Consider the following 11,666-nt stretch of genomic DNA (forward strand, 5'->3'; position numbering starts at 1 on the left):
GTTTTATGTATTCTTGTTTAAAGCAGAATTGCCCAAACTTCTTAAACTTGGGTTTTCCTCTATTATTTTCATCGCTTGTTCATATCCAGCCTGAAAAAGATCTGGTGCTTTTTTAATATCAAACACCCCATATTTTCCTAGTCCTGGTGATTCAATAAAGTAATCACACTTCGATTTTCTGGAGTATACATTAAAGTTCATAGTCATGATCACTGATCGTTCGATCAGATTTTTCATGTTGCGTATATTACTTTCCTCCGGGAGATGATTGCAATTTACACCAATCAATACCTCACAAATTCCTTCCAGTGGCTCAACAGGGAGATTATTTAAAACTCCACCATCTACCAAATATTTATTTCCAATTTGGATCGGCTCAAACATTCCAGGAATGCAGGCCGAAGCCATAATAGGACGAATCAATTCCCCCTCATCGAAATAGACAACTTTTCCTTTTTTAATATCAGTGGCAGCTACAGCAAGAGGAATCTTAAGTTTAGAAAAATCATCATGTTTTAGGTATTGCTTAAACAAATCTCCTACTGATTCCAATTTTAAAATCCCTTTCCAAGAGATAGCTGGTCGAAGAAATTTGAAATAATTGGTATCAAGAATAATCCTGAGAATTTCCTCGGGAGAATATCCTTGACAATACATTGAGCCAGCAATTGCTCCTGCGGAACTTCCAGAAACTTTTGTCAGAATGATTCCAACCTCATCTAAAGCTTTCAATACTCCCAAATGAGAAATCCCACGGACTCCACCACCTGAAAGGGCCAAACCAATTTTAGGATTATAATTCATCTAAACGGAAGGTTTGATCCAATCGAACTCCCTTTTCTGTCATTTTCACGGTACAGCATTCATTGACTGGGTCATGCTCAAGGAAGAGGACATATTTTTCGCGGGCTGCCTCTTCAAGAAACGCCTGTTTTTCACGCATTGTGATCAAAGGACGGGTATCGTATCCCATCACATAGGGAAGCGGAATATGTCCAACAGACGGGAGCAAATCAGCCATAAATACCACCGTGTGCCCTTTATACTGAATTTTAGGCAACATCTGTTTATCTGTGTGCCCATCTGCCGTCAGGATATCAAATCCCTCAAAAAGTGATTTCTGATCCAAATCAATAAACTTGACTACGCCATGGTCCTGCATGGGTATGATGTTTTCCTCCAAAAAAGAGGCTTTCTCTCTTGGATTCGGTTGAGTGGCCCAATGCCAATGATCCTGATTTGACCAATAGGTAGCTCGAGGAAATGTCAATTCATATTGCCCATGAGAACCATATTTAATTCCTCCCCCACAATGATCAAAATGCAAATGAGTCAAAAACATATCCGTAACATCAGTCGGATGGACACCCAAATTTTTCAAAGATCCTGCTAAAGAGTCATCTCCATGGAGGTAATAATGGGAGAAAAACTTTGCGTCCTGCTTATCCCCAATTCCATTGTCAATAAGTACCACACGGTTACCATCTACTGCTAAAAGGCTCCTCATTGCCCAGGAACAAAGGTTGTTTTCATCTGAGGGATTAGTTCGTGACCAAAGAGATTTAGGAACGACTCCAAACATCGCCCCTCCATCAAGCTTGAAAAATCCAGTATTTACGGTAAATAATTGCATAAGATGATTTGGATTTAAAAACAAAAAGCAACCTAATCCAAGGAGAAGATTGCTTTTCGAAAGTTTATTTTAAGGTCAATTGCTGAGCACAACTTATTCCACAACTACCCCCATCGCACAGAATTTATCAATACGCTGCTCGATTCGCTTCTCCACTTTTAATTTATCCAATTCTTTCAAAGATTGGAGGATGACTTCTTTAATGGTTTTTGCCATTCCTTTCAAGTCTTTATGAGCTCCACCAAGTGGCTCTGGAATAATATCATCGACTAGACCATTGGATTTCATATCCTTAGCAGTCAATTTTAAAGCTTCTGCTGCTTGTTCTTTGTAGTCCCAAGACCTCCAAAGAATGGAAGAACAGGACTCTGGAGAAATGACCGAATACCAGGTATTCTCCAACATGAAGACTTTATCTCCGATAGCAATACCTAGTGCTCCACCTGATGCACCTTCACCAATGATGATACAGATGACAGGCACTTTGAGCATAAACATTTCTTTCAAGTTTCTGGCAATGGCCTCACCTTGACCTCGCTCCTCTGCCTCCAAGCCTGGAAATGCTCCTGGAGTATCAATCAAAGTAACAATCGGCTTTCCAAATTTTTCCGCCATTTTCATCAATCGAAGTGCCTTGCGGTACCCCTCAGGATTTGCCATCCCGAAGTTTCGTTCTTGTCTTTGTTTTGTATTTCTACCTTTTTGCTGACCGATAAACATGACTGTTCTACCATCAATATCACCTAGTCCTCCGACCATGGCTTTATCGTCTTTTACAGTCCTATCTCCATGTAACTCAATGAAATCATTGGTGATCTCATAGATGTAATCCAAAGCATAGGGTCGATCTGCGTGTCTAGATAGCTGCACGCGCTGCCACCTAGTCAAATTTTCAAATGTTTCTTTTTTCAAGGCTAGGATTTTTTCTTCCAGAGAGGCTATATCAGCACTTAAATCAATATTTCGGCCTAGGGCCAAATCTTTCATCTCTTGAAGCTTTTGCTCTAAATCAGCAATGGGTTTTTCAAATTCTAATACCATTTTATTGGTTTTTGAGAAAGGCAAAGATAAGGATATCTATTTATCGGAAACAAAACCGAAGGTGTAAATCCACAGACTAGTTCTACCAAAAGTTGGATTAAAAAGGATCGTAATGGATGATTTATTTATTCTAAAAATGTCAATCAAAATATTCCAAAAAGTTTAATTGGAAAGGTATAGAATTCATGAGATCAAGTTTTCATCTTCTCCAAAATTAATTGGTGTAAAACAAAAAAGCCTCAGATTTCTCTGAGGCTTTAAGCGGAATGGACGGGACTCGAACCCGCGACCTCCTGCGTGACAGGCAGGCATTCTAACCAGCTGAACTACCACTCCAATGGCTTTATTATAAATTTTATGATGCGGAATGGACGGGACTCGAACCCGCGACCTCCTGCGTGACAGGCAGGCATTCTAACCAGCTGAACTACCACTCCGTACTACTTCTCTTTTGAAGTGGTGCAAAGGTAAAAAAAGGAAATCGAAGAGCAAGAGTATGATTTGATTTTTTTAAACACCAGGAATTATCTCTTTCAAATTCAAAGAAATAATTTTCTAAATCTATAATTCAAATCGCATTCTGATCTATCAAAACATGCGCATTTGGATGCAACCATAAAAGTGAAGCCGGGAATTGAGTTGAAATTTCCTTTTTCTGAAGTCGAGCAAAAGCTTCCTTTTTTCCAGACCCAGCAATAAACAATAGAATCATTTTTGATTTCAAAATTTCACCAACACCCATGGTCATTCCAAAAGTTGGAGGCTGTTTTAAGGTTTTTAACATCCCGTTATTCAAAGTAGATTCAGCCAATTGACAAACATGGAAATCCGAATTCAATACCTCTCCAGGTTCATTTAGCGCAATATGCCCATTTACTCCTATTCCCAAAATGCAAATATCTATTGGACCTTGACTCTGAATCTGAGATCGCATCGCTTGACAATCTTCTTCAGGAGTATCAGTAAATGGATCAATTGTCCAATAGCACTCATTTGAAATAGCCAGTGGCTGAATGAATTTAGTTTGAACATCCAATTCTGAGGTGAAGGTGGAGCCTTTTTCCAAACCTCCCCATTCATCCAATTTGACAATCCGCAGAGTTTCGCAAAATTCAGGTTGGGACTTTTTATGTTCGCTCATTAAATGATACAAACCTGATGGAGAACCACCACTCGCAACGCAGAAAAAGAGGTTTGGATTACTTTCAATAGCTTTTCTGACGATTTCAAAACCCATTTCGCTCATGGATTGAAAATCTTGGCAATAGTGGAAATTCATATTATTTGTGTAGAACTGTCTGTTAATTTAAATTTTGTACAAGTATACAAATTGCAAATTGTCACGAATAAAGCTCTTCACATTTAAACTTTTGAAGATTCTACTTGATAGAATAACCAAATTATTTTTGCTTAAAAAGACCGAATCTTAAAGATTATTCTAAAAATATCAGGACTACTATTGCATTCCGAAATTTTTCACCATACTTTTGCATCGTCAAAAATGACGTAGCATTTTTTCGAGCCGTGAATCCTTACTGTCGCTTGTCTGGGATTTAGGAAACATGGCAAGAAAAAGTAAGGACAACATTCATGGAAAAAACAATCAAATTCTCAGACCTGGGGATTTCGGAAGAAATCTTGCAGGCAGTGGAAGAAATGGGTTATACCCAACCTTCCCCAATCCAAGCTCAAGCCATTCCATTTGTACTCGAAGGACGTGATGTCATCGGTCAAGCTCAAACTGGAACCGGAAAAACCGCAGCTTTCGCTATTCCGATCATCGATTTAGTAGATCCGGAATTCAACAAACCACAGGCTATCATCCTATGTCCTACCCGTGAACTTGCTGTTCAGGTAGAAGGTGAAATTCAAAAGCTTGCTAAATACCACCGAAAAATCAGCTCTGTAGCTATTTATGGTGGTGAATCTATCGACAAACAAATCAGAGTCCTTAAAAAAGGTGTTCAAATTGTAGTAGGAACACCAGGCCGAATTCAAGATCACATGGATCGTGGTACTCTAAAGCTTGAGGACGCTGGAATCATCGTTCTTGACGAGGCTGACGAAATGCTAGACATGGGCTTCAGAGATGACATTGAAGCAATCCTTCAAGAAATGCCTGAAGAAAGACAAACCGTATTTTTCTCTGCTACCATGGCCAAGCCGATTATGGATTTGACCAGAAAGTATCAAACTGATCCGGAAATCATCAAAGTAGCTAAAAATGAACTGACCGTTTCCAAAATCGAGCAGGTTTACTATGAAGTAAAACCTTCTTTGAAAATGGAATTGATGGTCAGATTGATGAACATTAATAACTATGCCTTGAGTGTGGTATTCTGTAATACCAAACGAATGACCGACGAAGTTACCGAAGCATTAGGAACAAGAGGCATTCTTGCTGAAGCCTTGCATGGTGATTTATCCCAAGCTCAGAGAGATAAAGTAATGGGTAAATTCCGTAAAGGTATTTGCACCGTATTGGTGGCAACTGACGTTGCTGCAAGAGGAATTGACGTAGATAATGTAGAAGCGGTGTTCAACTTCGACATTCCTTTGGACGAAGAATATTACGTACACAGAATCGGAAGAACCGGTCGTGCTGGAAAGTCAGGAACTGCAATCACATTTATCACAGGAAGAAGAGAATTCATGAAACTTCGTGATTTAGAGCGATATACAAAAGCTACAATCACCAAAATGACCCCTCCTTCCGTAGCTGAATTGGTTGAACTTAAGAAAGCCCAATTGGTAAAAGATGTTTACCGAGTTCTTAGCAAGGAAGAAGACAATCAAATCTTTGAATCGACTATTGCTCAAATGATTTCAGAAGGACTTTCTTCAGAGCAGATTGCTTTAGGTTTGATGAAAATGGTGATGGGAGATGCTGTGAAAGAACTTAAAGATCAGGATTTCGGAATTGAAACCGCTTATGGTGATCGTCGCAGAGATGATCGAAGAGAAGGTGGCCGAGAAGGAAGATTTAGTGATCGCAGAGAAGGCGGAAGAGACCGGTTTGGAAGAGGTGAACGAGGTGGTGACCGATTTGAAAGAGGACCAAGAAGTGGCGGAGACCGATTTGAAAAAGGAAGCAGATTTTCAGACCGAAAAGAAGGTGGAAGATTCGGAAGCGGACCTGAGCGAACAAGAGATGCCAACATGGCTCGTCTTTTCTTGAACCTTGGTAAAAAAGACAGAATTCGACCAAATGATATTGTGGGTGCTATTGCCGGTGAAACAGGTGTTCCTGGTAAAAGCATTGGAGGAATTGACATTTTTGATAATTTCTCATTCGTAGATGTTCCTCAAAAAGACGCAGAACATGTAATCCGTGTAATGAAAAACAATACCATTAAAGGTAAAACCGTCAACATGGAAATCTCTAAAGGTTAATTTGGTTATAGGTTAATTTGGTTTAAAGGCACAATTCTTCAGGGATTGTGCTTTTTTTGTGTCCTAATCAGTCGATAGTTATGCAGCTTTTTTTTCAGGAAAATATTTCAGAACCAATTTCAAGTTTAAGCGAAGAAGAGTCTAAGCACCTTATTAGAGTTCTCAGGAAAAAACAAGGTGACTCCATTCAGCTGACCGATGGGCAAGGGACGATTTATGAAACTGTCATTCTTGATGCTAATCCGAAGCGAGCAACTCTTAAAATCCTCTCCAAAAAACAAGCACTTCAGGATCCATTTTACATCCATTTGGCAATTGCACCAACCAAAAGTCCAGACCGAATGGAATGGATGGTAGAGAAAATCACAGAAATAGGATTTCATGAATTAACACTTATAGAAACCAATAATTCTGAGCGAAGCTTCCTAAAAACTGATCGCTTGATCAAAAAAATCATTTCTGCCTGCAAGCAAAGTCTAAAATTTCATCGGCCCAAAGTCAATGAAACCAGAAAGTTAAACGATTTAATCAAAGACAAGGAATTTACTGATTTTCAGAAGTTTATAGCATATGTAGATGAAAACCACACCAATCATCTTTTTGACCTTGCCACTCCAAAGTCAAACTATTTGGTGCTAATCGGACCTGAAGGAGATTTTGATTCTACTGAGATCAAGTTTGCCATAGAAGCTAATTTCTCTCCCGTTTCTTTGGGGAATAGCCGACTAAGAACAGAAACCGCAGGACTTGCAGCCGTTCAAATGCTTCAGGTTTTAAACAGATAAAGGCTTTTCACGGAAATACACTTAAAGTTTCACTTGAATCAAGGAGATAAATTCCTATTTTAGATGACCTGTTTTTAATGCTGGGCTTTTTTATAAATCCCCATTTCTCTAAGCGTAAATTCTGATTGCTGTGCCGTACAAAGAGCGAGAAATAGAAAAGAAGTATCATTCCATCGGTGAAGTGGCCGATATGTTTAAGGTGGCTCCTTCATTGATTAGATATTGGGAGGGTGAATTTGATATTATTCGACCCAAAAAAGACAAAAAAGGCAACCGGAGATATACCAAGGATGACATTCAAAAAATCCGGTATGTATACCACTTAGTCAAAGAAAAAGGCTACACACTTCAAGGTGCTCAAGAGGTCATCGCCTCAGGAAGACATCAAGGATTTGACAAAGTCGCAGCTGTTCAAAAACTTCAGGAAATCAAAGACTTTTTAATCAATCTGAAGAATGAACTCCAAACCCGACCTAAATCCTGAGGCATTTCGCTACCTACTTGCATTGGGCCTCGCCCCAAAAGTAGGACCTTCTCTTTTTAAAGCCATTGTTGCTTACAGTGGATCTGCAGAAGCTTTTTTTAATTTGAATAAAGCTAAAGCTTCAAAAATTCCTCGGGTAGGCGAAAAAATTCTTGAGATTCAAAGTCAAAGAGACAGTCTCCTCAAACAGGCCGATCTGTTAATCGAATTTTGTGAAAAGGACAACATCCAAATTCATTATTACTCTAGGCCATCTTTTCCAGAACGTTTAAAAGTGCTCAATGACGGGCCAGTGATTCTTTTTTCCAAAGGGAATGGAAATATGGCAATGGAAAGGAGTATTGGAATTGTTGGGACAAGAAGTGCGACTACCTACGGAAAGACGATCACTCGAAAAATTATTGAAGATCTTGTCCCCTACCAACCCACCATCATCTCAGGCCTAGCCTACGGAATTGATATTGAAGCCCATCGGGCAGCGCTTCAATGCGGACTACCTACTTTGGCAATCATGGGATCCCCTATCACCACGATTTATCCGGCAGCGCACAAAAATACAGCTCTCCAACTTCAGGAAAGTGGCCTCTTGGTATCAGAATATTCTCCCTATGGAAAGATGATGCCGGGAAACTTTCCTGCCCGAAACCGAATCATTGCTGGACTTTCTGATGCTTTGATCGTGGTGGAAGCGGCTGAAAAAGGTGGCGCATTAATCACAGCCGAGATTGCCTATAGTTATGATAAGGAAGTTTTTGCCGTTCCGGGAAATTTACAATCCACATTTTCTGAGGGTTGTAATCAACTGATCAAAAAGATGAAAGCTTCGATCTATACCGGACCTAACGATATTGCAGAGGCACTTTTTTGGACTAAGCCAGGAGAAGAAAAGATTAAAAAACCAAATCTCGATCTATCAGGAAGAGATGAGGAAGAGAAATCCATCTTAATTCACTTGCAAGAGAAAGGTGAATCCGAAATTGACTTGATTTCTTATGCGACAGACATTCCTTTAGGTATTTTATCTTCCAAATTACTCTCTTTAGAATTTGAAGGAATTGTCAAATCACTTCCTGGGAAAAAGTTTAAGTTGATTATTTGATCAATTGCCCTTTAGTCTTCGAATCACCTTAGGGTAATACCAAAGGTAAAATCCACTGATTGCCAAAAAGATTAAGCCTAATGACACCAAAGTAGAATAGGTAAGCTTTGCCCCTTCATCACCAGTGGTATAATAATCGACAATACTTCCATCGTGAACTTTCTCAATCCAGTCCGAATGTCGAGTTCCTACGGATAAAACTTCTCCTGAATATCCATCTACCTGGACTTCGGAAAAATGAGTCTTAAAAGTCACTTTAGCGGTTCCTTTATCTGGGCGAATATCAATTCGGTCTACTTCTGGATCTCTACCCAACTTCCGCATTTCATCCTCTCCAATTCTTACCATTTCCGAAGGCGAAATCCATGACCCATTCTCAACTTTGGTTTTAATGGTCGGTGGTAATAATTCAACCTTCTTTTTCCAAGCCAATAAAATGGAGGTAATCCCGATCAAAAGAAAAAATAAAATCAGCGGAATCCCCATCCATTTGTGAAATGTTCGAAACCATCGAATGGCTTTTACTTTGGATTGAATGGGTGGATTTGACATCAATTATAAATTAAATACAAAGTTTGCAAGCTTCAATGATTCAGCTAGTTCTGCCCGATTCAATTCTAAAATATATCCCTGATTTTCCAATGATTCAATCATCACCTCAGTAGCCATATTTCCTACCAATTCATCTTTAGCCATCGGACACCCTCCAAAGCCTTTCAAGGCTCCATCAAATCGTAAACAACCTCCTCGAAGCGCTGCTTCAACTTTCTCAGGAATTGAATTCGGTCTGCTATGTAGGTGAGCCCCAAACTCAATGGAAGGAAAAGCTTGAGTTTGAATAGCAAAAAGGGATTTTATCAATTCAGGTGTAGCTACTCCAATTGTGTCCGATAAAGAAACTGTTTCGATTTGAAGTTGGGCAAGCTTCTCTACAAATTCAGCAACCAATTCCGGAGAATAAGGATCGCCGTAAGGATTGCCAAAACCCATGCTTAAATAGACTACCTGCTTTTTCCCTTTGGATTCGCAAAGGTTTTGAATCGATTCTACCGTTTTTAGTGCCTCTGCAATGCTTGCATTCGTGTTTCTCTTTTGAAATGTCTCTGAGATTGAAAGCGGAAAACCCAAAAAATCGATCTCTTCAAAATGTAAGGCATCTTCAGCGCCTCTAACATTGGCCACTATTGCCAACAATTTGGATTTTGCGTGATGCAAATCCAACATTTCCAAAACCTCAGCTGTATCTCGCATCTGAGGAATCGCTTTTGGACTTACAAAACTTCCAAAATCTATAGTATGGAACCCCACTTCGAGCAATTGATTGATATAAGCCGCTTTAATTGCAGTATCAATAAAACCAGAAATTCCCTGCATGGCATCGCGTGGACATTCGATCAGTTTAATCATGATCAAAATTAAAAAATAGGCAGAGGGAAAATTAAAAAAGATGGTTAATCGGTTAATTTAAATCTAATTGGCATCCTCATCCGAGTTTTTTGGACTTCCCCATCTATCTTCAATGGATTCCATAATCCAGTGTAAAGTTTAACCACTCGAAGAGCTTCCTGATTTAATAAAAAGTGATTTTCTTCCGGATTGGTTAACTCAATATCTTCCATTTGCCCATCTTTAGTGACAATGAAACTCACAAATACCGTCCCTTCGTATCCCATTCTTTGCGCAGATGGAGGATATCTAAGGTTTTGACCTAAAAAAATATTCCAAGCTTCTAATCCCCCAACAGGAAGAGCTGATTCAATGATTGGTTTTTTTCTTTTTTTTCCCGTTTCAAAAAAGTACTTCTCAGAAACTATAGCATCCCCCTTTTTTTCAATAATCGATTCAAGATTCCCATTCGGAAAAAAGCGAGAAATGGTTGATCTATCCTTGGTTAAATCTGAAATAGTTTTCTCTTGAAGAATTCCCTCTTCGGTGAACCAAAATTCTATGGAAGAAATTGGATTTGAATCAGATCCCAATTCCTCCACTTTTTGATAAACAAGTTGCTCGGATGTCGTGATTATTTCAGTTTTTCTTTCTTTTCCTTGAGTTTCAATTATCCTCTTAAAGAAAGGAGCATATTTAGACGTGTCTTGAATAGGGATTTTAAACTTATTCAAATACGCTATCTCCTGGCCTTTGGTGGTAAAGCTGAAGAGCATAACTAACAAGTAGATAACACCTATCTTTTTCAAGCCCATGTTTGACTTAAAAAACTGCCTTGGCAATTTGATAGGTTGCATCAGCCTTACTCATGGTATAGAAGTGCAAACTTGGCGCATCAGCTTGGATAAGCTCTTTGCATTGCTCGATTGCCCAGGCAATTCCCACTTCCTTCACCTCAGAATTCGTTTTGCACTTTTCCAATTCATCAGTCAAAGCATCTGGAAGATCAAGGAAAAACGTGCGAGGGAGCATGGTAATCTGACCCAGGGTTGTAATCGGCTTAATTCCCGGAATTATAGGTACAGTGATACCTGCTTCTCTTACTTTTTTGACGTAGTCAAAATACTTTTGATTGTCAAAAAACATTTGAGTAACAATGTATTCTGCCCCGCGATCCACCTTTTCTTTCAAATATTTCAAATCAAACTTGAGACTTGGGGCTTCGAAATGCTTCTCCGGATATCCAGCCACCCCTACACAGAAATCAGTATGAAAACTGTTCTCTGTTTCCTCATGAAGGTATTTACCTTGATTCATTCGAACAATCTGATCCACCAACTCCGAAGCGAAACTATGCCCTTCTGGTTCGGCAGTAAATCGCTCTGCTTTAGGAGCATCACCTCTCAATGCCAAAACATTGTCAACTCCTATAAAATTGAGATCAATCAGAACATTTTCAGTTTCTTCCTTGGTAAATCCCCCACAAAGCACATGAGGAACTGCATCCACATGAAATCGATTCATGATAGCTGCGCAAATCCCAACTGTTCCTGGGCGTTTTTTGGTACTTACCTTTTCCAATAATCCATTTGGATGCTTTTTGTAGATGTATTCTTCCCTGTGATAGGTCACATCGACAAATGGCGGCTTGAATTCCATCAAGGGCGAAATCCCTTCCAACAAGTCTTTCAAGCTCTGTCCCTTCAGCGGAGGCAAAATCTCAAAAGAAAAAAGTGTGGATTTAGCGTTTTGGAGATGTTCAGTGATTTTCATGGATTTTCAATTTACTATTCAGTCTTATTATTGAAGAAAATAAAATCAGTAAACTTGACTGAATAGCACAGT

The 11,666-nt window shown here is 39.3% G+C and carries 12 protein-coding genes and 2 tRNA genes; 4 read left to right on the plus strand and 10 right to left on the minus strand.

What is annotated here, in order from left to right; all coding sequences use genetic code 11:
* Positions 1-3: 3 nt before the first annotated feature.
* The 6 genes from AO498_RS12110 to AO498_RS12135 form a co-directional block, all read right to left on the minus strand.
* Positions 4-804, minus strand: a complete 801-nt coding sequence (locus AO498_RS12110; RefSeq protein WP_067547951.1) for a patatin-like phospholipase family protein — start codon at positions 802-804, stop codon at positions 4-6.
* Positions 794-1,633, minus strand: a complete 840-nt coding sequence (locus AO498_RS12115) for an MBL fold metallo-hydrolase (RefSeq protein WP_067547953.1) — start codon at positions 1,631-1,633, stop codon at positions 794-796. The genes AO498_RS12110 and AO498_RS12115 overlap by 11 nt, the downstream gene beginning before the upstream one ends.
* Before the next feature lie 93 nt (positions 1,634-1,726).
* Positions 1,727-2,674, minus strand: a complete 948-nt coding sequence (locus AO498_RS12120) for an acetyl-CoA carboxylase carboxyltransferase subunit alpha (RefSeq protein ID WP_067547955.1) — start codon at positions 2,672-2,674, stop codon at positions 1,727-1,729.
* A 262-nt stretch (positions 2,675-2,936) separates the two neighbouring features.
* Positions 2,937-3,010 (minus strand) — tRNA-Asp (locus tag AO498_RS12125).
* A gap of 27 nt (positions 3,011-3,037) precedes the next feature.
* A tRNA-Asp gene (locus AO498_RS12130) sits at positions 3,038-3,111 on the minus strand.
* A 131-nt stretch (positions 3,112-3,242) separates the two neighbouring features.
* Positions 3,243-3,953 carry a 6-phosphogluconolactonase gene (locus AO498_RS12135; protein ID WP_067547957.1) on the minus strand — a complete coding sequence of 237 codons (711 nt, stop codon included), beginning with the start codon at positions 3,951-3,953 and terminating at the stop codon, positions 3,243-3,245.
* Positions 3,954-4,264: 311 nt separating this feature from the next.
* On the opposite strand from AO498_RS12135, the gene AO498_RS12140 reads away from it, so the two are divergent.
* The 4 genes from AO498_RS12140 to dprA all read left to right on the plus strand — a co-directional run bounded on the left by AO498_RS12140 (position 4,265) and on the right by dprA (position 8,435).
* Positions 4,265-6,067, plus strand: coding sequence for a DEAD/DEAH box helicase (locus AO498_RS12140; protein WP_067547960.1), 1,803 nt, complete (start codon positions 4,265-4,267; stop codon positions 6,065-6,067).
* Between the two features lie 80 nt (positions 6,068-6,147).
* Complete coding sequence (locus AO498_RS12145) at positions 6,148-6,852, plus strand: 16S rRNA (uracil(1498)-N(3))-methyltransferase (RefSeq protein WP_067547963.1); 705 nt, start codon at positions 6,148-6,150, stop codon at positions 6,850-6,852.
* 130 nt (positions 6,853-6,982) lie between these two features.
* Positions 6,983-7,336, plus strand: coding sequence for a MerR family transcriptional regulator (locus AO498_RS12150; protein ID WP_067547966.1), 354 nt, complete (start codon positions 6,983-6,985; stop codon positions 7,334-7,336).
* On the plus strand, positions 7,308-8,435 hold the full coding sequence (gene dprA, locus AO498_RS12155; RefSeq protein ID WP_067547968.1) for a DNA-processing protein DprA: 1,128 nt from the start codon (positions 7,308-7,310) through the stop codon (positions 8,433-8,435). The genes AO498_RS12150 and dprA overlap by 29 nt, the downstream gene beginning before the upstream one ends.
* Here the strand turns inward: dprA and AO498_RS12160 are convergent, their stop codons facing one another.
* The 4 genes from AO498_RS12160 to metF are packed head-to-tail and all read right to left on the minus strand — an operon-like array spanning position 8,436 to position 11,594.
* Positions 8,436-8,987, minus strand: coding sequence for a PepSY-associated TM helix domain-containing protein (locus AO498_RS12160; protein ID WP_067547971.1), 552 nt, complete (start codon positions 8,985-8,987; stop codon positions 8,436-8,438).
* Between the two features lie 3 nt (positions 8,988-8,990).
* Entirely contained in the window at positions 8,991-9,842 is an 852-nt protein-coding gene (locus AO498_RS12165; protein WP_067547974.1) for a hydroxymethylglutaryl-CoA lyase, read from the minus strand.
* A gap of 44 nt (positions 9,843-9,886) precedes the next feature.
* Positions 9,887-10,636, minus strand: coding sequence for an energy transducer TonB (locus AO498_RS12170; RefSeq protein WP_067547978.1), 750 nt, complete (start codon positions 10,634-10,636; stop codon positions 9,887-9,889).
* Positions 10,637-10,643: 7 nt separating this feature from the next.
* A complete protein-coding gene (metF, locus tag AO498_RS12175; RefSeq protein ID WP_067547981.1) occupies positions 10,644-11,594 on the minus strand; it encodes a methylenetetrahydrofolate reductase [NAD(P)H] in 951 nt (316 codons plus the stop codon).
* Between the last annotated feature and the right edge of the window lie 72 nt (positions 11,595-11,666).

It is taken from the genome of Algoriphagus sanaruensis (genome assembly GCF_001593605.1).
Classification (GTDB): Bacteria; Bacteroidota; Bacteroidia; order Cytophagales; family Cyclobacteriaceae; genus Algoriphagus; species Algoriphagus sanaruensis.